Genomic DNA, 22288 nt, shown 5'->3' with positions numbered 1-22288 from the left:
AAGGGCGCGGGGAACTGCGCGACCGGCCACACACCACCCGCACCCGGCCGACAACCGAACCATCCGCCCCAAACCCCCACGTGACGCACATCCCACGGTTCGATACCCGGCACCACCCGGCGGAACTCACCGGCAGAATGGGGGCATGCCGATACCCGCACCTCCCAGCCGCGCCGACCTCCTCGACCACCTCGTCCGGACGCGTATCGCGGGCGACGTGGCCACCCCCCGCGAGAACAACCTCTCCCACTACCGCAAGCTGGCCAACGGCGACCGCAACTACTGGCTCGGCCTGGAGCTCGGCGACCGCTGGACCGACGAGCAGGACGTCCTCGCGGTGATGGCCGAGCGGTGCGGGGTGAACGACGACCCGGAGTACCGGTTCGGCCAGGACACCATCGACCCGGAGCTGACGGTCGACGCCCTGGAGCGGATGGCGGGCAGGCTGCGCAAGGCGGCGGCCGGCGGGCAGCGGGTGCTGTTCGCGACGGGCCATCCGGGCGGGCTCCTCGACGTGCACCGCGCCACGGCCGCCGCACTGCGCGCGGCCGGCTGCGAGATCGTGGTGATCCCGGACGGGCTGGCCACGGACGAGGGGTACGTCTTCCAGTTCGCCGACGTCGCGGTGCTGGAGCACGGCGCGACGCTGTGGCACACCCACTCGGGCGAGCCGATGCGGGCGATCCTGAAGGCCCTGGAGGGCGAGGGCCGCCCGCTGCCCGACCTGGTCGTCGCGGACCACGGCTGGGCGGGCTGCGCGGGCCAGCTGGGCGTGGACTCCGTGGGCTACGCGGACTGCAACGACCCGGCCCTGTTCCTCGCCGAGTCCGAGGGCACGGTCCAGGTGGCCGTCCCCATGGACGACCACGTCACGAGCCCCCGGCACTACGACCCGATGACGGCGTACCTGCTGGACGCGGCGGGCCTCACGGACAAGGAGTAGGTCCCAGGGGCCGGAACCGGCCCCTGCCTCTCCGCCCCACCCCGTGTCTGCGCCTGCGGGGCGGCCTCGTCACCGAGGGACGCGTACGACGCCCTCCTGGATCACCGTGATCGCCAGCCGCCCGTCCTGCGTGTAGATACGGGCCTGGCCCAGGCCCCGCCCGCCGGACGCGGACGGCGACTCCTGGTCGTACAGCAGCCATTCGTCGGCGCGGAACGGCCGGTGGAACCACATCGCGTGGTCCAGGGAGGCCCCCACGACGTCCCCGGTGACCCAGCCGCCGCGCCCGTGGGCGAGCAGCACCGAGTCGAGGAGCGTCATGTCGGAGACGTACGTGGCGAGGCAGACGTGCAGCAGCGGCTCGTCGATGACGCCGTCGAGCTTGCCGTTGGTGCGGAACCACACCTGGGAGCGGGGCTCGCGCGCCTCCCCGACACTGGCGTACGGCGGCGCGTCGGCATAGCGCAGGTCGACGGCGGCCCGGGCCTCCAGCATCCGCCGGGCGACGCTCTCGTCGCCGCACGCGTCCAGGTACAGCGGCAGCATCTCGGCGGTCGTCCGGAGGGTCTCCGGGTCGGGCGCGGCCGGCATCTCGGCCTGGTGCTCCAAGCCCTCCTCGTACGTCTGGAACGACGCGGAGAGATGGAAGATCGGCTGCCCGTGCTGGACGGCGACCACACGGCGCGTGGTGAAGGAGCGCCCGTCGCGGATCCGGTCGACTGTGTAGACGATGGGCGCGCCCGGGTCCCCGGCGCGCAGGAAGTACGCGTGCAGGGAGTGGGCGGGCCGGTCCGCGGGGACCGTACGCCCCGCGGCGACCAGCGCCTGCGCCGCGACCTGCCCGCCGAAGACGCGCGGGACGACGGCGAAGCGTGACTGACCGCGGAAGATGTCCTGCTCGATCCGCTCGAGGTCGAGCAGATCGAGCAGGTCCTCAAGTGCCTGACTCATGTGTCAGTTGTACCGTGCAGTGATTCTCGGGTGGTTTCCCGGGCCTTACAGGCCCATGTTCTTGGCGATGATCGACTTCATGATCTCGCTGGTGCCGCCGTAGATGCGGTTGACGCGGTTGTCCGCGTACAGGCGGGCGATCGGGTACTCGTTCATGAAGCCGTAGCCGCCGTGCAGCTGGAGGCAGCGGTCGATGACGCGGTGCGCGACCTCGGTGCAGAACAGCTTGGCGCTGGCGGCCTCGGCCGGCGTCAGCTCACCCGCGTCGAGGGCCTCCAGGGCGCGGTCGGCGACGGCCTCGGCCGCGTCGACCTCGGCCTGGCAGGCGGCCAGCTCGAACTTGGTGTTCTGGAAGGACGCGACGGTCTTGCCGAAGACGGTGCGGTCCTGGACGTACTCCTTGGCGAACCGCACGGCGGCCTTGGCCTGCGCGTAGGCGCCGAAGGCGATGCCCCAGCGCTCGGAGGCGAGGTTGTGGCCGAGGTAGTAGAAGCCCTTGTTCTCCTCGCCGAGGAGGTCCTCGACCGGCACCTTCACGTCGACGAACGCCAGCTCGGCGGTGTCGGAGGTCTTCAGGCCGAGCTTGTCGAGCTTGCGGCCCACCGAGTAGCCCTCGGCCTTGGTGTCCACGGCGAACAGGGAGATGCCGAAGCGGCGGTCCTCGGCCGTGGGCGCGGAGGTCCGGGCGCAGACGATCACACGGTCGGCGTGCACGCCACCGGTGATGAAGGTCTTGGCGCCGTTGAGGACGTAGTGCGAGCCGTCCTCGGAGAGCTTCGCGGTGGTCTTCATGCCCGCGAGGTCGGAGCCGGTGCCCGGCTCGGTCATCGCGAGGGCCCACATCTCCTCACCGGAGACGAACTTCGGCAGGAAGCGCTTCTTCTGCTCGTCGGTGGCGAGCGACTTGATGTAGGGCAGGCCGAGCAGCACGTGCACGCCCGAGCCGCCGAACTGGACACCGGCGCGCGCGGTCTCCTCGTACATGACGGCCTCGAACTTGTACGAGTCGATGCCGGCGCCGCCGAACTCCTCGTCCACGCGGATGCCGAAGACGCCCAGCTCGGCGAGCTTGTAGTAGAAGTCGCGCGGCGCCTGGCCCGCCGCGAACCACTCGTCGTAGACCGGGACGACCTCGGCCTCGATGAAGGCCCGCAGGGTCTCCCGGAACGCCTCGTGGTCCTCGTTGAACACCGTACGGCGCACCGCCGGCCCCTCTCTGCGCCTAAGCCGGCGCCGCTCTCGCGGATGTGGTTGCTCGCCGTGGGGGTTGCTCGATTGATGGTTGCTGTCGGTGACTGCGAGCAGTGACCGCGCCCCGCCCCCCTCACGGCTAAGCGCTTGCTCATTCACCGTACCGGCGAGTAGGCGGCAGCGTCCAGACCAGCACCCCCGTAACGCTCGTCACTCCCCCGCGGCCGCGAAGGCCCCCCTCGCCATCCGGTGCAGCAGCTCCGCCGTGCCCGCGCGCCCCGGGAGCGAGCCGGGACGGCCCAGATGGGGCGTCGAGTTCAGGAGCCCGAAGACCGAGTGCACGGCCGAGCGGGCGCTCGGCTCGGCCAGGGCCGGGTGGATCTCGCGCACGACCTCCACCCACAGCTCGACGTACTGGCGCTGGAGCTGGCGGACGAGCTTGCGGTCGCTGTCCCGGAGGCGGTCCAGCTCCCTGTCGTGCAGGGTGATCAGCGGGCGGTCGTCCAGCGCGAAGTCGATGTGCCCCTCGATGAGCGAGTCGAGGAGCGCCTCCGCATTGCCGTCGGACTCCGCCACGCGGCGCTTTCCGCCGGTCAGCAACTGCTCGCTGATCCCCACCAGCAGCTCGGCGAGCATCGCGTCCTTGCCCGCGAAGTGCCGGTACAGGCCCGGCCCGCTGATGCCGACCGCCGCACCTATCTCGTCGACCCCCACCCCGTGGAAGCCGCGCTCGGCGAAGAGCCGCGCGGCCTCCTTGAGGATCTGCTCGCGGCGGGTGAGGGCGTCGGTTCTCATGGCCATGGAAGCAATTCTAGACAGGGAGGTTAGCGCTCGTTAACCTGATGGAAACGCGTTAACGCTCATTAACTTGATTCGGCGACTTGGTTCAGTGACCGGTGACCACCGGGTGAGGGGACCGCAGGATGCACGAGGCACCGGAGCTCCACAGCGCGGCCGACCCCGCGTCGGAGGCCTGGCGGGGCAACGAGAGGGCACATCGGGCGCTCGTCGACGAGCTGCGCCGGAAGCTGGCCGCGGCCCGCCTCGGCGGCGGCGAGCGGGCCCGCGCCCGGCACACCGCCCGCGGCAAGCTGCTGCCGCGCGACCGCGTGGACGCACTGCTCGATCCCGGCTCCCCGTTCCTGGAGCTGGCCCCACTGGCGGCCGACGGGCTGTACGAGGGCCAGGCCCCGGCGGCGGGCGTCATCGCCGGCATCGGCCGGGTCGCCGGGCGCGAGTGCGTGGTCGTCGCCAACGACGCCACGGTCAAGGGCGGCACGTACTACCCGATGACGGTGAAGAAGCACCTGCGCGCCCAGGAGGTGGCCCTGGAGAACCGGCTGCCGTGCGTGTACCTGGTCGACTCGGGCGGCGCCTTCCTCCCCATGCAGGACGAGGTCTTCCCCGACCGCGAGCACTTCGGCCGCATCTTCTACAACCAGGCCCGGATGTCGGGGGCGGGGATCCCCCAGATCGCGGCCGTCCTCGGCTCGTGCACGGCCGGCGGGGCGTACGTCCCGGCGATGAGCGACGAGGCCGTCATCGTGCGCGGGCAGGGCACGATCTTCCTGGGCGGCCCGCCGCTCGTGAAGGCCGCGACCGGCGAGGTCGTCACGGCGGAGGAGCTGGGCGGCGGCGAGGTCCACTCCCGGGTCTCCGGGGTGACCGACCACCTCGCGGAGGACGACGCGCACGCGCTGCGGATCGTCCGGACGATCGTCTCCACGCTCCCCGGCCGCGGCCCCCTGCCCTGGTCGGTCACGCAGGGCGTCGAGCCGAAGGTCGACCCCGCGGGGCTGTACGGCGCCGTACCGGTCGACTCCCGCACCCCCTACGACGTGCGCGAGGTCATCGCACGCGTCGTGGACGGCTCACGCTTCGCGGAGTTCAAGTCCGAGTTCGGGCAGACCCTCGTCACCGGCTTCGCCCGGATCCACGGGCACCCGGTCGGGATCGTCGCCAACAACGGCATCCTGTTCTCCGAGTCCGCCCAGAAGGGCGCCCACTTCATCGAGCTGTGCGACCAGCGCGGCATCCCGCTGGTGTTCCTGCAGAACATCTCGGGCTTCATGGTGGGCCGTCAGTACGAGGCGGGCGGCATCGCCAAGCACGGCGCCAAGATGGTCACGGCGGTGGCCTGCACCCGCGTACCGAAGCTGACGGTGGTGGTCGGCGGGTCGTACGGCGCGGGCAACTACTCGATGTGCGGCCGGGCGTACTCCCCGCGCTTCCTGTGGATGTGGCCCAACGCCAAGATCTCCGTGATGGGCGGCGAGCAGGCCGCGTCGGTCCTCGCGACCGTCAAGCGCGACCAGCTGGAGGGTCGCGGCGAGTCCTGGCCGGCGGAGGAGGAAGAGGCCTTCAAGGACCCGATCCGCGCCCAGTACGAGACCCAGGGCAACGCCTACTACGCGACGGCCCGGCTCTGGGACGACGGTGTGATCGACCCGATGGAGACCCGGCAGGTGCTGGGTCTGGCCCTGACCGCCTGTGCCAACGCGCCCCTGGGAGACCCCCAGTTCGGCGTCTTCCGGATGTGAGGGGACGGCTGTGAGGGGACGGACTGCGAGGGAACGGACGACGATGTTCGACACGGTACTTGTGGCCAACCGCGGTGAGATCGCCGTCCGGGTCGTCCGGACGCTGCGGTCGCTGGGCGTGCGCTCGGTGGCCGTCTTCTCGGACGCGGACGCCGACGCCCGGCACGTGCGCGAGGCCGACACGGCGGTCCGGATCGGCCCCGCCCCGGCCGGCGAGAGCTATCTGTCGGTGGAGCGGCTGCTGGAGGCCGCGGCACGGACGGGCGCACAGGCGGTGCACCCCGGCTACGGCTTCCTCGCGGAGAACGCCGGCTTCGCCCGCGCGTGCGCGGACGCGGGACTCGTCTTCATCGGGCCCCCGGCGGACGCCATCTCGCTCATGGGCGACAAGATCCGCGCCAAGGAGACGGTGAGGGCGGCCGGGGTCCCGGTGGTGCCGGGTTCGTCCGGCAGCGGCCTCACGGACACCGAACTGGCCGACGCCGCCCGGGAGATCGGGATGCCGGTACTGCTGAAGCCGTCTGCGGGCGGCGGCGGCAAGGGCATGCGGCTGGTGCGGGACGCGGCCCTGCTGCCGGACGAGATCGCCGCCGCACGACGGGAGGCCCGGGCCTCCTTCGGGGACGACACACTGCTCGTCGAGCGGTGGGTCGACAGGCCGCGGCACATCGAGATCCAGGTCCTGGCGGACACCCACGGGAACGTGGTGCACCTCGGCGAACGCGAGTGCTCGCTCCAGCGCCGCCACCAGAAGATCATCGAGGAGGCGCCGAGTGTGTTCCTCGACGAGCGGACCCGTGCCTCGATGGGTGAGGCCGCCGTCCAGGCGGCCCGCTCCTGCGGCTACGCGGGGGCGGGCACGGTCGAGTTCATCGTGCCGGGCGACGACCCGGCCTCGTACTACTTCATGGAGATGAACACCCGCCTCCAGGTCGAGCACCCGGTGACCGAGCTGATCACCGGCCTGGACCTGGTGGAGTGGCAGCTGCGGGTGGCCGCGGGCGAGCGCCTCGGCTTCGCCCAGGACGACGTCACGCTCACCGGACACGCCGTCGAGGCCCGTATCTGCGCGGAGGACCCTTCCCGGGGGTTCCTGCCGTCCGGCGGCACGGTCCTGCGGCTGTCCGAGCCCCGGGGCGACGGTATCCGCACGGACTCGGGGCTGTCCGAGGGCACGGAGGTCGGGTCGCTGTACGACCCGATGCTGTCCAAGGTCATCGCGTACGGGCCGGACCGGGCGACGGCTCTGCGCAGGCTCCGGGGCGCGCTGGCAGAGACGGTGACGCTGGGGGTGCAGACGAACGCCGGGTTCCTGCGGAGACTGCTGGCCCATCCGGCGGTCGTCGCGGGCGAGCTGGACACGGGACTCGTGGAGCGGGAGGTCGAGGGGCTGGTCCCGGACGAGGTGCCGGACGAGGTGTACGAGGCCGCGGCGGGCGTCCGCCTGGACGCGCTGGCCCCCGCCGGCGGCGGCTGGACCGACCCGTTCTCCGTGCCGAGCGGCTGGCGGCTCGGCGGTGAACCGGCTCCCCTGTCCTTCGACCTGCGCGTACCCGGCCTCGAACCGGTCGCGCACCGCGCCCGGCCCGGCACCGAGGTCACCCCCGACCGTGTCTCCGTCACTGTCGACGGCGTGCGCCACACCTTCCACCGGGCCGGCGACTGGCTCGGCCGGGACGGCGACGCCTGGCACGTGCTGGACCACGACCCCGTCGCCGCCTCCCTCACCGGTGCGGCGCACGCGGGCGCGGACTCCCTCACCGCGCCCATGCCCGGCACGGTGACCGTCGTGAAGGTCGCCGTGGGCGACGAGGTGGCCGCCGGGCAGAGCCTGCTGGTGGTGGAGGCGATGAAGATGGAGCACGTCGTCTCCGCCCCGCACGCGGGCACCGTCACCGAGCTGGACGTCACCCCGGGCACGACCGTCGCCATGGACCAGATCCTGGCCGTGGTCGCCCCACTGGAGGAACCGCGGGGGGCCTCACAGGAGACACCGCCAGAAGCGTCGCGGAAGGCGTCCGGGGAGGAGAAGGCATGACCACCCCCGAACTCGGGCTGCCCATGACCGTACCGGCCGAGGGGCTCCCGGCCCGCGTCCGTATCCACGAGGTCGGCGCCCGCGACGGACTGCAGAACGAGAAGGCGACCGTCCCGACGGAGACGAAGGCCGAGTTCATCCGCCGGCTGGCCGACGCGGGCCTCACCACCATCGAGGCGACCAGCTTCGTGCACCCCAAGTGGGTGCCCCAACTGGCCGACGCGGAGCAGCTGTTCCCCCTCGTGCAGGATCTGGGCGACCTCTCCGGGACAGCCCTCCCCGTCCTCGTACCGAACGAGCGGGGCCTGGACCGGGCCCTCGCGCTCGGCGCGACCCGTATCGCGGTCTTCGCCAGTGCCACGGAGTCCTTCGCGAAGGCCAACCTCAACCGGACCGTGGACGAGGCCCTGGCGATGTTCGAGCCGGTGGTCGAGCGGGCCAGGGCCCAAGGCGCCCACGTGCGCGGCTATCTGTCGATGTCCTTCGGGGACCCGTGGGAGGGCCCGGTGCCCGTCCCGCAGGTCGTCCGCGTCTGCCGGGCGCTGCTCGACATGGGCTGCGACGAGCTGAGCCTGGGCGACACGATCGGCGTGGCGACCCCGGGGCACGTGCGCCGGCTCCTCGTCGAACTCGGCGAGGCGGGCGTTCCGACCGCCGCCCTCGGCGTGCACTTCCACGACACGTACGGCCAGGCCCTGTCCAACACGCTCGCCGCGCTCCAGCACGGCGTCACGACCGTGGACGCCTCCGCGGGCGGCCTCGGCGGCTGCCCGTACGCGAAGAGCGCCACCGGCAACCTCGCCACCGAAGACCTCGTGTGGATGCTGACGGGCCTCGGCATCGACACCGGAGTCGACCTCGACCTCCTCACCGCCACGAGCGTGTGGATGGCCGAACGACTGGGCCGACCCAGCCCGTCCCGCACCGTCCGCGCCCTCTCCCACAAGGAGTGACCTCCATGTCCCTGGACCACCGCCTCTCCCCCGAGCTCGACGAACTGCGGCGGACGGTCGCCGAGTTCGCCCGTGACGTCGTGGCGCCGAAGATCGGCGACTTCTACGAGCGTCACGAGTTCCCGTACGAGATCGTCCGCGAGATGGGCCGTATGGGCCTGTTCGGGCTGCCGTTCCCGGAGGAGTACGGCGGCATGGGCGGCGACTACCTGGCGCTCGGCATCGTCCTGGAGGAACTCGCCCGGGTGGACTCCTCGGTGGCCATCACCCTGGAGGCGGGCGTCTCCCTCGGCGCCATGCCGATCCACCTCTTCGGAACCCCTGAGCAGAAGGCCGAGTGGCTTCCCCGGCTCTGCTCCGGCGAGATCCTCGGCGCCTTCGGTCTGACCGAGCCGGACGGCGGTTCGGACGCGGGCGCGACCCGTACGACCGCCCGCCTGGACGAGGCCACGGACGAGTGGGTGATCAACGGAAGCAAGTGCTTCATCACCAACTCGGGGACGGACATCACGGGCCTGGTCACCGTCACGGCGGTCACGGGCCGCAAGCCCGACGGAAAGCCGCTGATCTCCTCGATCATCGTGCCGTCCGGCACCCCCGGCTTCACCGTCGCCGCCCCCTACTCGAAGGTCGGCTGGAACGCCTCGGACACCCGCGAGCTGTCCTTCGCCGACGTCCGCGTCCCCGCCGCGAACCTGCTCGGCGAAGAGGGCCGCGGTTACGCCCAGTTCCTCCGCATCCTCGACGAGGGCCGCATCGCGATCGCGGCCCTGGCAACGGGTCTCGCCCAGGGCTGCGTGGACGAATCACTGAAGTACGCGAAGGAGCGCCACGCCTTCGGCCGCGCGATCGGCACGAACCAGGCGATCCAGTTCAAGATCGCGGACATGGAGATGAGGGCCCACACGGCCCGCCTGGCCTGGCGCGACGCGGCCTCCCGGCTCGTCGCGGGCGAGCCCTTCAAGAAGGAGGCGGCCCTGGCGAAGCTCCACTCCTCCACCATCGCCGTCGACAACGCCCGGGACGCCACCCAGATCCACGGCGGCTACGGCTTCATGAACGAGTACCCGGTGGCCCGCATGTGGCGCGACTCCAAGATCCTGGAGATCGGCGAGGGCACGAGCGAGGTCCAGCGGATGCTGATCGCTAGGGAGTTGGGGCTGACGGGCTGAGCTTCAGGCCCTCGGGCGCCTGTTGCGGATCACGAGCGCCATTCCCAGCGCGGGGGCGACCAGCCCGAGGGGGCGGATCCAGGCGTCCCCCGTGGAGGTGCCCGTGACCATCAGGCTCACGCCCACCAGGAAGTAGAGAGCGAGAAACGCGAGGACGAGGTTCCGCCACGCTCGTCGGCGGTCCCCGCCGTCGAGCCCGGTGCGCCGGTCAGGCACGAATCCGCCTCCCCCGTGCTGTCTCTGACGTGGTCGTGGAATTCCGCGTGCCCCCGGATCCGCGATCAAATCCCTTGCCCACGGCGGTGATTGACGTGCCGGATGGGCCCGGCCGGCCGTCGTGACAGCAGGTGTCACCGAGGCGGACGGACTCGGGCCCGCCGGTCGGCCGTACCGGCTCTACCGGCCGACGCGGGTCTTTCCGCTCGGCCGGGAGCGGGGGCGGGACCGGGGTTGACGGGCAGCGGCCCGGCCGCGCCGGTACTCGTCGACCGAAAAGGTCACGCCGCCAACGGCCCCGTATCGCCGGGTCATGCCGTTCACAGACCCCCCACAGGACCGATTCCAGGCCGCCCCGGACATTCCCGCAGGTCAGGCCCACCTACTGGACACATAGTGAGGTTAGGCTAACCTACCTTGGCACTTGTCCGGTGGGTCGACCACCCTGTTCGAAAGCAGCCACGCCATGTCCAACGCCCGTGCCTCCCACCTCACCCGACGCGGCATCCTCGCCGCGGGCGGCGCCCTCGGTCTCGGTGCCGCTCTCGCCGCCTGCGGTGACGAAGACTCGAAGAGCGGTGGCTCGGCGGACGCGACGAAGAGCGCCGCCGCATCCGGACCCTGGAGCTTCGAGGACGACCGCGGCAAGACGGTGAAGCTCGACACGATCCCGGCGAACATCGTCGCGTTCACCGGTGTCGCCGCCGCCCTCCACGACTACGGCATCGAGGTCAAGGGCGTCTTCGGCCCGACGAAGACCAAGGACGGCAAGGCCGACGTCCAGGCCGGCGACATGGACATCAGCAAGCTGACGATCCTCGGCAACGTGTGGGGCGAGTTCAACATCGAGAAGTACGCGGCCCTGGCCCCGGACGTGCTGCTCTCCACGATGTTCGACGACGCCGGCACCCTCTGGTACGTGCCGGAGGAGTCCGCGGACAAGATCCTCAAGCTCGCTCCGAGCGTCGGCATCTCCGTCTTCGACCGCCAGCTGCCCAAGTCGCTGGAGCGCATGCTCGCCCTCGCCGAGTCGCTCGGCGCGGACGTCAAGGCGGCCAGGACGGTCGAGGCGAAGAAGAAGTTCGAGACGGCCGCCGAGCGGCTGCGCAAGGCCGCCAAGGCCCGCCCGGAGATCAAGGTCCTCGCCGGTTCCGCGAGCCAGGACATCTTCTACGTCTCCGGCTCGAACTTCTCCGTCGACCTGGAGTACTTCAAGGCCCTCGGCGTGAACCTCGTCGAGCCGTCCGCCAAGGCCCTGAAGGCCAGCGGTGGTTGGTTCGAGAACCTGAGCTGGGAGAACGTCGACAAGTACGCGGCGGACGTCATCATCATGGACGACCGCACCTCGACCATCCAGCCCGCCGACATCACCAAGGCGACCTGGAAGAAGCTGCCCGCCGTGAAGGCGGGCCAGGTCATCGGGCGCACGCCCGAGCCGATCCTCTCCTACGACAAGTGCGCCCCGGTGCTCGACAACCTCGCCGAGGCCATCGAGAAGGCCAAGAAGGTCGCCTGACGGCCGGGTTTGCCCCACAACCCACCCCCTGACGAAAATCAGGAGCAAGCATGCCGACGGCCACAGCCGCCCCGTTCCGTTTCTTCACCCTTCAGGTCACACGGACGAGGCGGCTGAGCCCGTCCCTGGTCCGGGTGACCTTCACCGGCCCCGATCTGCACGCCTTCGCGTCCGACGGCCTGGACCAGAGCCTCTCGCTCTTCCTCCCCCGCCCGGGACAGCACGAGCCCGTCCTGCCGATGGAGTACGGCGAGGGCTGGCGTCAGGCCTGGATCGACACCCCCGAGGACGTACGGGCCTTCATGCGCTCGTACACGCTGCGCGCCCTGCGCCGGGACGCCGACGGGGCCACGAGCGAGATCGACATCGACTTCGTCCTGCACGGCACGGAACCCGGCGCCGCCACCCCCGCGGGCCCGGCCTCGCGCTGGGCCGCAGGAGCCGGGGCCGGTGACCGGGTCGCGCTGCTCGGCCCGTCCGTCGCCGACAACGGGGCGATACGTTTCCGTCCGCCCGCCGACGCCGACCTGGTCGTCGTCTGGGCCGACGAAACGGCCCTGCCCGCCGCCTCGGCCATCCTGGAATCGCTGCCGGCCGGGACGAAAGCCCGCGTCTGGCTGGAGGTCCCGCACGCCGGCGACCGCGTGCCGCCCCTCACGGCCGCCGACGCGGAGATCACCTGGCTCGTGCGCGACGAGGGTTCCCCCACGGCACTCGAGGCGATCCGCGCCGCCCGGCTCCCCGCCTCGCAGGCTCCGTACGCCTGGATCGCGGGCGAGTCCGGCTGTGTGAAGGAGCTGCGGCGTCATCTCGTACGGGAGCGGGAGATCGACCGCAGGCGGGTCACGTTCGTCGGCTACTGGCGGCGCGGGCTCAGCGAGGAGCAGCTGCGCGAGCAGGGCGAGTGACGTGAGGGAGGCCACGTCGCAGCGTGGCGGGTGGAGCCGATCCTCACAGGAAGTTAGGTTAGGCTAACCTAAGTTGAATCCCTCCCCCCACTTCCCGCGCCCGTTTCTCTCCTGCCCCCGGAGGACTCCCCCATGCGCTCGCACCTGCTCAATGACACGACCGCGGAGCGGTACCGCCGCTCCGTGACCGAAGGAATCGAGCGGGTGGCGGCCAAACTCGCCACCACCGACCGTCCGTTCACGGGTGTCACGGTCGACGCCCTCGCGCCCCGCATCGAGGGCATCGACCTCGACAAGCCCCTGCACGACACCACCGCGGTGCTGGACGAGCTGGAGGACGTCTACCTCCGGGACGCGATCTACTTCCACCACCCCCGCTACCTCGCCCACCTCAACTGCCCGGTGGTCATACCCGCCGTGCTCGGCGAGGCGGTCCTGTCCGCCGTCAACTCCTCCCTCGACACCTGGGACCAGTCGGCCGGCGGCACCCTCATCGAGCGCAGGCTCATCGACTGGACCAACGAGCGCATCGGCTTCGGCCCCGCCGCCGACGGCGTGTTCACCTCCGGCGGCTCGCAGTCCAACCTCCAGGCGCTGCTGCTGGCCCGCGAGGAGGCCAAGAGCAGCTCGCACGCCGAACTGCGGATCTTCGCCTCCGAGGTGAGCCACTTCAGTGTCAGGAAGTCGGCCAAACTGCTCGGCCTGAGCGCCGACTCCGTCGTGTCGATCCCCGTCGGCAGCGACAAGCGCATGCAGACGGTCGCACTCGCCCACGAGCTGGAGCGCTGCAGGCGCGAGGGCCTGGTCCCGATGGCCGTCGTCGCCACCGCCGGCACCACGGACTTCGGCTCGATCGACCCGCTGCCCGAGATCGCCGAGCTGTGCGACCAGTTCGGCGCCTGGATGCACGTGGACGCGGCGTACGGCTGCGGCCTGCTCGCGTCCCTGAAGAACCGGCACCGCATCGACGGCATCGAGCGCGCCGACTCCGTGACCGTGGACTACCACAAGTCCTTCTTCCAGCCGGTGAGTTCGTCCGCCGTCCTGGTCCGCGACGCGGCCACCCTGGGACACGCCACCTACCACGCGGAGTACCTCAACCCGCGCCGCGCGGTGCAGGAGCGCATTCCCAACCAGGTGGACAAGTCCCTGCAGACCACCCGCCGTTTCGACGCCCTCAAACTGTGGATGACACTGCGGGTGATGGGCGCCGACGGCATCGGACAGCTCTTCGACGAGGTCTGCGAGCTGGCCGAGAAGGGCTGGCAGCTGCTCGCGGCCGACCCGCGGTACGACGTCGTGGTCGAGCCGTCCCTCTCCACCCTGGTCTTCCGCTACATACCGGCCGCCGTCACCGACCCGGCCGAGATCGACCGCGCCAACCTGTACGCCCGCAAGGCCCTGTTCGCCTCCGGCGACGCGGTGGTCGCCGGCACGAAGGTCGGCGGCCGCCACTTCCTCAAGTTCACCCTGCTCAATCCCGAGACCACGACGGACGACATCTCCGCCGTGCTCGACCTGATCGCCGGCCACGCCGAGCAGTACCTGGGAGAGTCCCTTGACCGCGCTTCCTGAACCCGCGCTTCCTGGATCCGCCGTGCGCATCCACGACTTCATCGGCATCGGCCTGGGCCCCTTCAACCTCGGCCTCGCCTGCCTCACCGAACCGATCGACGAACTCGACGGTGTCTTCCTGGAGTCCAAGCCCCACTTCGAGTGGCACTCCGGGATGTTCCTGGAGGGCGCGCACCTCCAGACCCCGTTCATGTCGGACCTCGTCACCCTGGCCGACCCGACGTCCCCGTACTCCTTCCTCAACTACCTGAAGGAATCGGGCCGTCTGTACTCGTTCTACATCCGCGAGAACTTCTACCCGCTGCGCGTCGAGTACGACGACTACTGCCGCTGGGCCGCCTCGAAGCTCTCCAGCGTCCGTTTCAGCACGACGGTCGAGGAGGTGACGTACGAGGACGACGTGTACGCCGTCCGCACGACGGCCGGTGACGTGTTGCGCGCCCGCCACCTCGTCCTCGGCACCGGTACTCCGCCCTACATACCGGAGGCCTGCGAGGGCCTCGGCGGGGACTTCATCCACAACTCCCGCTACCAGCAGCACAAGCGGGAGCTGCAGGCCAAGAAGTCGATCACGCTCGTCGGCAGCGGGCAGTCCGCCGCCGAGATCTACTACGACCTGCTGAGCGAGATCGACGTCCACGGCTACCGGCTGAACTGGGTCACGCGCTCACCGCGGTTCTTCCCGCTGGAGTACACCAAGCTGACGCTGGAGATGACCTCCCCGGAGTACGTCGACTACTTCCACGCGCTGCCCGAGCGGACCCGCTACCGCCTCCAGACGGAGCAGAAGGGCCTGTTCAAGGGCATCGACGGCGAGCTGATCGACTCGATCTTCGACCTGCTCTACCAGAAGAACCTCGGCGGCCCGGTCCCCACCCGCCTGCTCACCAACTCCTCGCTCGGTACGGTGACCCACGAGAACGGCACGTACACCCTGGGCCTGCGCCAGGAGGAGCAGGAGAAGGACTACGAGCTGCAGTCCGAGGGCCTGATCCTGGCCACCGGCTACCAGTACGTGGAGCCCGCCTTCCTGAAGCCCGTACGCGACCGCATCCTGTACGACGGGCAGGGCAACCACGACGTGGCCCGCAACTACGCCATCGACACGACCGGCCGCGGCATCTTCCTGCAGAACGCGGGCGTCCACACGCACTCGATCACGTCGCCGGACCTCGGCATGGGCGCGTACCGCAACGCCTGCATCATCCGGGAACTGCTCGGCACCGAGTACTACCCGGTGGAGAAGTCCATCGCGTTCCAGGAGTTCGCGATATGAGCGCCGCCGGAACCGGCAACACCGTGGGCACGCTCGGCATCCGCCCGCTCGACCCCCTCAAGGACGCCGAACTGCTGCACTCCTGGGTGACGCACCCCAAGGCGGCGTTCTGGCTGATGCAGGACGCGAAGCTCCAGGACGTGGAGCGGGAGTACATGTCCATCGCGGCGAGCGAGCACCATCACGCGTATCTCGGCCTCCACGACGGCCGCCCCGCGTTCCTGATGGAGAAGTACGACCCCCGGTACATCGAGCTGGTGGGGCTGTACGAGCCCGAGCCCGGTGACGTCGGCATGCACTTCCTGGTCGCTCCCACCGACCGGCCCGTGCACGGCTTCACCCGGGCCGTCATCACCGCGGTGATGGACGAGTTGTTCGCCGACCCGCGCACCCGCCGGGTCGTAGTCGAGCCGGACGTCACCAACAAGGCGGTGCACGCGCTGAACGAGATGGTCGGTTTCGTCCCGGCGCGTGAGATCCAGAAGCCCGAGAAGCGTGCGCTGCTCTCCTTCTGCACACGCGAGAGTTTCCTGCACCGACGCAGCCTGGCGACCCGAGGAGTGGCCGTATGACCTTGTCCGACGCCGTGGCGCACCTGTCCCCCCACCGCTGGGCGCGGGCCAACCGCCTCCTCATCCGCAAAGCGCTCGCCGAGTTCGCCCACGAGCGGCTGATCACGCCCGAGGCGCGGGGCGACGGCTCGTACGTCGTACGCAGCGACGACGGCCTCACCCACTACCGTTTCACCGCCGCCGAGCACCTCCTCGACCACTGGCAGGTCGACGCCGACTCGATCACGCGGACCCGTGACGGCGCCGAACTCCCGCTCGCCGCACTGGACTTCTTCATCGAGCTGAAGAAGTCGCTGAGCCTGAGCGACAAGGTGCTGCCGGTGTACCTGGAGGAGATCTCCTCCACGCTCTCCGGCACCTGCTACAAGCTCACCAAGCCACAGCTCACCTCCGCCGAGCTCGCGAAGAGCGGCTTCCAGGAGATCGAGACGGGCATGACCGAGGGCCACCCCTGCTTCGTCGCCAACAACGGACGGCTCGGCTTCGGCGTCCACGAGTACCTGTCGTACGCGCCGGAGACGGCGAGCCCCGTACGGCTGGTGTGGCTGGCCGCGCACCGCTCGCGAGCGGCGTTCACGGCCGGCGTGGGCATCGAGTACGAGTCGTTCCTCCGGGACGAACTGGGCCAGGAGACCGTGGACCGCTTCCACGGCACGCTCCGCGACCAGGGCCTCGACCCGGCCGACTACCTCTTCATCCCGGTCCACCCCTGGCAGTGGTGGAACAAGCTCACGGTCACCTTCGCCGCCGAGGTCGCCCAACAGCACCTCGTGTGCCTGGGTGAGGGCGACGACGAGTACCTGGCCCAGCAGTCGATCCGGACGTTCTTCAACAGGAGCGCGCCCGAGAAGCACTATGTGAAGACGGCCCTGTCGGTCATCAACATGGGCTTCATGCGCGGGCTGTCCGCCACGTACATGGAGGCGACCCCGGCCATCAACGACTGGCTGGCGCAGCTCATCGACAACGACCCGCTGCTGCGGTCCACCGGCCTGTCGATCATCCGTGAGCGGGCGGCCGTCGGCTACCGGCACCTGGAGTACGAGGCCGCCACCGACCGCTACTCCCCGTACCGGAAGATGCTCGCCGCCCTGTGGCGCGAGAGCCCGGTCTCCTCGCTCGGGGACGGCGAGTCCCTGGCCACCATGGCCTCGCTCGTCCACGTGGACCACGAGGGCTCCTCGATCGCGGCCGCGCTGATCGAGCGCTCGGGGCTGACGCCGGTGGAGTGGCTGCGCCGCTATCTGCGCGCGTACTTCACGCCGCTGCTGCACAGCTTCTACGCGTACGACCTGGTGTTCATGCCGCACGGCGAGAACGTCATCCTCGTCCTGAAGGACGGCGTGGTCGAGCGGGCGATCTACAAGGACATCGCCGAGGAGATCGCCGTGATGGACCCGGACGCGGTCCTGCCGCCGACGGTCGAGCGGCTGCGCGTGGACGTGCCGGAGGACAAGAAGCTGCTGTCGATCTTCACTGACGTCTTCGACTGCTTCTTCCGCTTCCTCGCCGCGAACCTGGCGAGCGAGGGCGTCCTGGAGGAGGCCGACTTCTGGCGGACGGTCGCCGACTGCGTACGCGACTACCAGGCGGCCGCGCCCGAACTCGCGGACAAGTTCGAGCAGTACGACATGTTCGCGCCCGAGTTCGCGCTGTCCTGCCTCAACCGGCTCCAGCTGCGCGACAACGAGCAGATGGTCGACCTCTCCGATCCGGCCGGGGCCCTCCAGCTCGTCGGAAGCCTGAAGAACCCCATCGCAGGGCTGTAGCCACCGGTCGCGGGCATCGGCTCCGCGGCCCCACCAGCAGGCGGGCGTCCCCACGTACGGTCCCAGGGGGCGCCCGCCGTCGTGTCGGCTAACCGGCGGGCCAGGGCACTTGCGGCGACCGGTAGTAGTCGATGCCCAGCGCGTCCCAGCGCGGTGCCTGTGCCGCGAGCCGCACCTTGTAGCGGTCCCAGTCGTGCGTCGAGGCGGGCGACCAGCCGAGCTCGGCCACGCCCGGCAGTCGCGGGAACACCATGTACTCGATGTGCGCCGAGGTCGAGAGGGTCTCCGTCCACAGCGGCGCCTCGACACCCCGTACGGCCGAACCCGGCGCCCCGGCAAGGTAGTTGCCCGGGTCCCAGTCGTACGACCGCCGCACCTCCACCAGGCCCGCCCAGTCGAGGCCGAGGGGGGTGTCCTCGGTGTACTTCATGTCGAGGTACACCCGGTCGGCCGGGGAGAGGACCAGCCCGGTGCCGTTCCGGGCCGCCGCCGCGACCTGCTCCTTCTCGGCGGCGCTCGTACCGTCCAGGCCCCAGTACTGGGCCAGCGCGCCCTTCGCGGGGGCCGCCCCGGTCAGCTGGTGCCAGCCCACCACGGTCTTCCCGTACTTGGCGACGACGGGCTGGACCCTGTCCATGAAGGCCACGTAGTCCTCGTGGCTCGTCGAGTGGGCCTCGTCGCCGCCGATGTGGAGGTACTCGCCCGGTGTGAGCGCGGCCAGCTCACGGATCACGTCGTCCACGAAGTCGTACGTCACCGGCTTGTCGACGCACAGCGAGCTGAAGCCGACCTCGGTGCCGGTGTAGAGCGGCGGGGCGACTCCGTCGCAGTTCAGCTCCGCGTACGAGGCCAGTGCGGCGTTGGTGTGCCCGGGCATGTCGATCTCGGGCACGACCTCCAGATACCGCGAGGAGGCGTACCGGACGATGTCCTTGTACTGGGCCTTCGTGTAGAAGCCGCCCGCTCCGCCGCCGACCTGGGTGGATCCGCCGTACGTGGTGAGCCGCGGCCAGGAGTCGATCGCGATCCGCCAGCCCTGGTCGTCGCTGAGGTGCAGGTGCAGCTTGTTGATCTTGTAGAGCGCCAGTTGGTCGATGTAGCGCTTCACCTGCTCCACGGTGAAGAAGTGCCGGGAGACGTCCAGCATCGCGCCGCGGTAGCCGTAGCGGGGGGTGTCCGTGACGGTGCCGCCGGCGACCGGCCAGGGGCCCGGCTGCACGGAGTTGCTCTCGACGGCGGCGGGCAGGAGCTGGCGCAGGGTCTGCACGCCGTGGAAGAGCCCGGCGGGCTCCCGGGCCGTGATGGTGACAGCGCCCCTGCCGCTCTTCAGCCGGTAGCCCTCCTCGCCGAGAGCGGCGTCCTTGCGGGTGAGGCGGAGCCGGATGCCGTCGTCGCCCGGGCCGCCCGTGACCGGGAGGCGGTAGCCGGTCGACGGGCGCAGGACTCCGGCGAGATACGAGGCGATGCGGCGGGACTCCCGTGAGTCGTCCACGCGGATGCGCGTGGCGCCGGTGATCCGGTAGGGGGATCCGCCCGGGTCGACCGAGGCGGGAGCCGGGACCACCCGGCTCAGCGGAGTGACTGTACGGTCGGCCGCGGACGGTGCCGCGCCGACCACGGAGATACCTGCGGCTGCCACGAGCAGCAGCGTACCGAGCAGACGGGGCGTTCTGTGCTGTCTCACATGCGCTCCCTTCGAATGGGTATAGACCACTCTCCCGCAGAGCCGGTGAAACAATCCCCCTCATGGCGGAAATCATCCAGCGGAACGGCACCTGGAGCTTCGACGGCGAGGCTCTGCTGCTGGTACCGGGCCGCGACAAGAACGTGGGCCCGCTGCGCAGGACGCTGGGTGAACTGACGGTCCCGCTGGCCGCGTTGGCGGGAGTCTCGTTCGAGCAGGGCAGGAAGTCGGGCCGGCTCAGGCTCCGGCTGCGCGAGGGCGCGGATCCGCTGCTCCAGGCGACCGGCGGCAGGCTCGTGGACTCCGCCGACCCCTACCAGCTGACGGTCGAGTCGGACCGCTACGGCGTCGCCGAGTACTTCGTGGACGAGATCCGGGGCGCGCTGCTCCTGAACGAGGTGCCGGCCACCGCCGTCGACCGTTATCTGCTGCCCGGTCCGGCGGTGCCCCTGTCGGTCTCCGCCGGTGACGGCACCGTGAGCTTCGACGGGGAGCGCGTCCACCTGGAGTGGAACTGGAAGACGGAGGAGGCCAAGGCGGCCGCCGGCGCCCGCACGCTCGACCTGGCCGACATCCGGTCCGTGGAGTGGCATCCCGCGGTCGGCCTGGAGAGCGGACACCTGCGCTTCACCGTCCGGGGCGCGCCCACGAAGGTACCGCCCAAGTACGACCCCAACGCCGTGGAGCTGTGGGGTTTCAAGAAGGACCCGATGGCCCTGGTCGCGGCGGCGGTCCAGGCCCGGCTGGCGCATCCGTCGGCCGCGGCGGCGGACGCGCCGCCGAAGCAGCTCGCCGCCGCCCCGGCGCCCGACCACGACGCCCTGCTGCGCCGCCTGCGCGAACTGGGCGACCTGCACCGGACCGGCGTCCTCACGGACGAGGAGTTCACCCTGGCCAAACAGGCGGTGCTCAGGGGCATGTAGCCCCCCTCCAGGTCGCGGGGAACGGCTCGGCCGGCCCCCGCTCGCCCGCGGCCGCCGCGTCACGCCGGGCTCAACGGACCCGGCGCGCCACGGTGAAGTGGTCGACCTCCTCGCCCGTCTCCGCGATCCCCCGCACCTTGAGCGTGGCGAGACGCCCCCGTGACGCCGGCGTCACGTCCACCCGCAGGAACGAGTAGTCGAGGTAGCGCACCCGCGACCAGGTGACCGTCTCGTCGACCTTGCCGTCCTTCGTGTTGACGAAGGAGGCGACGGAGTCGACCTCGTTCTCGTGCCCCTCGTAGGAGAGGGGGGCGCTGAACGCGTACAGGCTGCGCCCGGCCGCGCCCGCCGTCACGTAGACGACACCGTCCGTCTCGGGGTAGGCGGTGCCTCCGATGGGGAGCTTCTTGGCGACCTTGCCCGCCTTGATGACGTCCGTGCGCTCGTACTGGTGGTTGTGGCCGTTGATGACCAGATCGACCGTGTACTTCTCGAACAGCGGCACCCACTCCTGGCGCACGCCCCCCTCCGAGGCGTGCGCGGTGGAGGTGCAGTACGCGCAGTGGTGGAAGAAGACCACGACGAAGTCGACGTCCTTGTCCGCGCGGAACTTCTTGAGCTGCGCCTCCAGCCACGTGGTCTGGGTGCCGCCGGAGAGGCCGAGGTTGGCCGGGATCTCGAAGGAGATGTCGTTGGCGTCGAGGGAGACGACCGCCGTGTTGCCGTAGACGAAGGAGTAGACGCCCGGCAGGTTCTTCCGGTCGGGCCCGTTGTCCGGGAGGTTCCAGCGGGCCTCCTCGCCGCCGTAGCCGTTGGGTGAGTACCAGGCCTCCATGTCGTGGTTGCCGTACGCCGGCATCCACGGCACGGACTTGGCCACCGACTCGGTCTGCGCGAGGAACTGGTCCCAGACCCGCGAGTCGAAACCGGTGTCGGAGGCCTGGCCGGAGCCGGACGGGTCGGCGTACGCGATGTCCCCGGCGTGCAGGTGGAAGGCCGGGTTCTGGCCGAGCAGCAGGCTGTTGTTGGCGAGACCGTGGTAGCTGACGCCCTCGTCGCCGAAGGCCGTGAAGGTGAACGGCTTCTTGTGCGCGGGAGCGGTGGTGAAGGTGCCGAGCGTGCCCAGCAGATGCGTTTCGGCCGGGTCGAAGCCCGCGTGGCCGACTCCGTAGTAGTACGTCCGGCCGGGCCGCAGGTGGGTGAGCTTGGCGTGCACGTAGTACTGGGTGTGGTTGCCGCTCGCGCCGACGCCCGCCGGGGTGAAGAGGGTGCGGACCTCTGCGTCGATCTTGTGGGAGAGGTCCCAGGGGTGGGCGCCGAGGCGGACGAAGGGCCTCTTCACCGCGACCGGGACCTGCCAGGAGACGGTGATCTCCGTGCGGGGGTCGTTGCCCCAGGCGAGGTGGCGGCCGAACGGGGCGACGAGAGCGCCGTCGACCCTCTCGGCGCTCGGGGCCGTCCGCGTGGGTACGGCGGCCTGTGCGACGGCGCCGGGCACGAAGGCCCCGCCCGCGACGGCGCCCAGTGTGACGGCGCCGCCCCTGATCATCGTGCGCCGCGAGAATCTGGCGCGGAGGTATTCGTGCTGCTCGGCCATGTTCATGCGCGCGGCGAGCTTCTCCGGTACGCCCATGCGTGGAGTGTCCATGGCCGAAAGGTGCTCCCGGCAACCATCGCCCCGCGGACCACAGAGTGAACAGGCCCCGAACAGGCCCCCATAAGAGTTTCAACAGCCTCCTGCCCGAAATCGGGCAGGATTCTTGCGATTGCCAGCCCTTTACCTCAGGATCGACGGGTGCACGACGAACTTGTTGATCATCTGACGCGCTCCTCGCCCCTCAGCAGGGGCGAGGCACTGCGGGTGATCCAGGACGTGCTCGCCTACTTCGACGAGACGACCGAGGACTTCGTCCGTCGCCGCCACCGGGAGCTCCAGGCGCAGGGCCTGGTCAACTCGGCGATCTTCGAAAGGATCACGGCGGACCTCAAATACCGCGCGGTCGCACCACCGGAGCTCACGCTCCGGCAGGTGCGCCGCATCGTCTACGGCTAGGAACCTTC

General features: G+C 70.4%; 19 protein-coding genes. 13 read left to right on the top strand and 6 right to left on the bottom strand.

Going from position 1 to position 22288, the window contains the following annotated elements; translation table 11 throughout:
* The first annotated feature begins 145 nt into the window (after window positions 1–145).
* A complete protein-coding gene (locus tag O1Q96_RS07060; protein WP_269247335.1) occupies window positions 146–943 on the top strand; it encodes a phosphatase in 798 nt (265 codons plus the stop codon).
* 69 nt (window positions 944–1012) lie between these two features.
* On the opposite strand, the gene O1Q96_RS07055 is transcribed toward O1Q96_RS07060, so the two are convergent.
* The 3 genes from O1Q96_RS07055 to O1Q96_RS07045 form a co-directional block, all read right to left on the bottom strand.
* Entirely contained in the window at window positions 1013–1894 is an 882-nt protein-coding gene (locus O1Q96_RS07055) for an acyl-CoA thioesterase (RefSeq protein ID WP_269247334.1), read from the bottom strand.
* 45 nt (window positions 1895–1939) lie between these two features.
* Window positions 1940–3097 carry an acyl-CoA dehydrogenase family protein gene (locus tag O1Q96_RS07050; RefSeq protein ID WP_269247333.1) on the bottom strand — a complete coding sequence of 386 codons (1158 nt, stop codon included), beginning with the start codon at window positions 3095–3097 and terminating at the stop codon, window positions 1940–1942.
* A gap of 198 nt (window positions 3098–3295) precedes the next feature.
* On the bottom strand, window positions 3296–3886 hold the full coding sequence (locus O1Q96_RS07045; RefSeq protein ID WP_217458651.1) for an SACE_7040 family transcriptional regulator: 591 nt from the start codon (window positions 3884–3886) through the stop codon (window positions 3296–3298).
* 122 nt (window positions 3887–4008) lie between these two features.
* Between O1Q96_RS07045 and O1Q96_RS07040 the strand changes: the two genes are divergently transcribed.
* Genes O1Q96_RS07040 through O1Q96_RS07025 form a run of 4 tightly spaced genes read left to right on the top strand, consistent with a single transcriptional unit; the run spans window position 4009 to window position 9788 of the window.
* Window positions 4009–5625, top strand: coding sequence for a carboxyl transferase domain-containing protein (locus O1Q96_RS07040; RefSeq protein ID WP_269247332.1), 1617 nt, complete (start codon window positions 4009–4011; stop codon window positions 5623–5625).
* A gap of 43 nt (window positions 5626–5668) precedes the next feature.
* Complete coding sequence (locus O1Q96_RS07035) at window positions 5669–7663, top strand: acetyl-CoA carboxylase biotin carboxylase subunit (protein ID WP_269247331.1); 1995 nt, start codon at window positions 5669–5671, stop codon at window positions 7661–7663.
* Window positions 7660–8616 (top strand): hydroxymethylglutaryl-CoA lyase, encoded by a 957-nt coding sequence (locus O1Q96_RS07030; protein WP_269247330.1) that lies wholly within the window; start codon window positions 7660–7662, stop codon window positions 8614–8616. Before O1Q96_RS07035 ends, O1Q96_RS07030 begins: the two co-directional genes overlap by 4 nt.
* An 11-nt stretch (window positions 8617–8627) precedes the next feature.
* Entirely contained in the window at window positions 8628–9788 is a 1161-nt protein-coding gene (locus O1Q96_RS07025; RefSeq protein WP_269253516.1) for an acyl-CoA dehydrogenase family protein, read from the top strand.
* A 3-nt stretch (window positions 9789–9791) separates the two neighbouring features.
* Here the strand turns inward: O1Q96_RS07025 and O1Q96_RS07020 are convergent, their stop codons facing one another.
* Entirely contained in the window at window positions 9792–10004 is a 213-nt protein-coding gene (locus O1Q96_RS07020) for a hypothetical protein (RefSeq protein WP_269247329.1), read from the bottom strand.
* Between the two features lie 466 nt (window positions 10005–10470).
* On the opposite strand from O1Q96_RS07020, the gene O1Q96_RS07015 reads away from it, so the two are divergent.
* The 6 genes from O1Q96_RS07015 (at window position 10471) to O1Q96_RS06990 (ending at window position 17620) form a co-directional block, all read left to right on the top strand.
* Complete coding sequence (locus O1Q96_RS07015) at window positions 10471–11520, top strand: ABC transporter substrate-binding protein (protein ID WP_269247328.1); 1050 nt, start codon at window positions 10471–10473, stop codon at window positions 11518–11520.
* Window positions 11521–11570: 50 nt separating this feature from the next.
* On the top strand, window positions 11571–12428 hold the full coding sequence (locus O1Q96_RS07010) for a siderophore-interacting protein (protein WP_269247327.1): 858 nt from the start codon (window positions 11571–11573) through the stop codon (window positions 12426–12428).
* Window positions 12429–12560: 132 nt separating this feature from the next.
* Window positions 12561–14003, top strand: a complete 1443-nt coding sequence (gene desA, locus O1Q96_RS07005; protein WP_269247326.1) for a lysine decarboxylase DesA — start codon at window positions 12561–12563, stop codon at window positions 14001–14003.
* Entirely contained in the window at window positions 13987–15279 is a 1293-nt protein-coding gene (locus tag O1Q96_RS07000) for a lysine N(6)-hydroxylase/L-ornithine N(5)-oxygenase family protein (RefSeq protein WP_269247325.1), read from the top strand. Before desA ends, O1Q96_RS07000 begins: the two co-directional genes overlap by 17 nt.
* Complete coding sequence (locus tag O1Q96_RS06995; protein WP_269247324.1) at window positions 15276–15851, top strand: GNAT family N-acetyltransferase; 576 nt, start codon at window positions 15276–15278, stop codon at window positions 15849–15851. Before O1Q96_RS07000 ends, O1Q96_RS06995 begins: the two co-directional genes overlap by 4 nt.
* Window positions 15848–17620 carry an IucA/IucC family protein gene (locus O1Q96_RS06990; RefSeq protein ID WP_269247323.1) on the top strand — a complete coding sequence of 591 codons (1773 nt, stop codon included), beginning with the start codon at window positions 15848–15850 and terminating at the stop codon, window positions 17618–17620. The genes O1Q96_RS06995 and O1Q96_RS06990 overlap by 4 nt, the downstream gene beginning before the upstream one ends.
* An 88-nt stretch (window positions 17621–17708) precedes the next feature.
* On the opposite strand, the gene O1Q96_RS06985 is transcribed toward O1Q96_RS06990, so the two are convergent.
* A complete protein-coding gene (locus O1Q96_RS06985; protein WP_269247322.1) occupies window positions 17709–19304 on the bottom strand; it encodes a beta-N-acetylhexosaminidase in 1596 nt (531 codons plus the stop codon).
* 62 nt (window positions 19305–19366) lie between these two features.
* On the opposite strand from O1Q96_RS06985, the gene O1Q96_RS06980 reads away from it, so the two are divergent.
* Complete coding sequence (locus O1Q96_RS06980; RefSeq protein ID WP_269247321.1) at window positions 19367–20227, top strand: DUF4429 domain-containing protein; 861 nt, start codon at window positions 19367–19369, stop codon at window positions 20225–20227.
* A 70-nt stretch (window positions 20228–20297) separates the two neighbouring features.
* On the opposite strand, the gene O1Q96_RS06975 is transcribed toward O1Q96_RS06980, so the two are convergent.
* Window positions 20298–21860, bottom strand: a complete 1563-nt coding sequence (locus tag O1Q96_RS06975) for a purple acid phosphatase family protein (protein ID WP_269253515.1) — start codon at window positions 21858–21860, stop codon at window positions 20298–20300.
* A 162-nt stretch (window positions 21861–22022) separates the two neighbouring features.
* Between O1Q96_RS06975 and O1Q96_RS06970 the strand changes: the two genes are divergently transcribed.
* A complete protein-coding gene (locus tag O1Q96_RS06970) occupies window positions 22023–22280 on the top strand; it encodes a hypothetical protein (RefSeq protein WP_217458639.1) in 258 nt (85 codons plus the stop codon).
* Window positions 22281–22288 lie beyond the last annotated feature (8 nt).

The organism is Streptomyces aurantiacus, assembly GCF_027107535.1.
In the GTDB taxonomy this organism is placed as follows: domain Bacteria; phylum Actinomycetota; class Actinomycetes; order Streptomycetales; family Streptomycetaceae; genus Streptomyces.
Note: the sequence above shows the minus strand (reverse complement) of the source record. Positions and strands in the feature narration are given on the sequence as shown.

What these genes read in the sequence shown, in the direction of transcription:
- O1Q96_RS07060 (WP_269247335.1), top strand. Translation starts at nt 146, where the DNA reads ATGCCGATACCCGCACCTCCCAGCCGCGCCGACCTCCTCGACCACCTC.
- O1Q96_RS07045 (WP_217458651.1), bottom strand. Translation starts at nt 3,886, where the DNA reads ATGGCCATGAGAACCGACGCCCTCACCCGCCGCGAGCAGATCCTCAAG.
- O1Q96_RS07055 (WP_269247334.1), bottom strand. Translation starts at nt 1,894, where the DNA reads ATGAGTCAGGCACTTGAGGACCTGCTCGATCTGCTCGACCTCGAGCGG.
- O1Q96_RS06995 (WP_269247324.1), top strand. Translation starts at nt 15,276, where the DNA reads ATGAGCGCCGCCGGAACCGGCAACACCGTGGGCACGCTCGGCATCCGC.
- O1Q96_RS07010 (WP_269247327.1), top strand. Translation starts at nt 11,571, where the DNA reads ATGCCGACGGCCACAGCCGCCCCGTTCCGTTTCTTCACCCTTCAGGTC.
- O1Q96_RS07030 (WP_269247330.1), top strand. Translation starts at nt 7,660, where the DNA reads ATGACCACCCCCGAACTCGGGCTGCCCATGACCGTACCGGCCGAGGGG.
- desA (WP_269247326.1), top strand. Translation starts at nt 12,561, where the DNA reads ATGCGCTCGCACCTGCTCAATGACACGACCGCGGAGCGGTACCGCCGC.
- O1Q96_RS06975 (WP_269253515.1), bottom strand. Translation starts at nt 21,860, where the DNA reads ATGGGCGTACCGGAGAAGCTCGCCGCGCGCATGAACATGGCCGAGCAG.
- O1Q96_RS07015 (WP_269247328.1), top strand. Translation starts at nt 10,471, where the DNA reads ATGTCCAACGCCCGTGCCTCCCACCTCACCCGACGCGGCATCCTCGCC.
- O1Q96_RS07035 (WP_269247331.1), top strand. Translation starts at nt 5,669, where the DNA reads ATGTTCGACACGGTACTTGTGGCCAACCGCGGTGAGATCGCCGTCCGG.
- O1Q96_RS06980 (WP_269247321.1), top strand. Translation starts at nt 19,367, where the DNA reads ATGGCGGAAATCATCCAGCGGAACGGCACCTGGAGCTTCGACGGCGAG.
- O1Q96_RS06990 (WP_269247323.1), top strand. Translation starts at nt 15,848, where the DNA reads ATGACCTTGTCCGACGCCGTGGCGCACCTGTCCCCCCACCGCTGGGCG.
- O1Q96_RS07040 (WP_269247332.1), top strand. Translation starts at nt 4,009, where the DNA reads ATGCACGAGGCACCGGAGCTCCACAGCGCGGCCGACCCCGCGTCGGAG.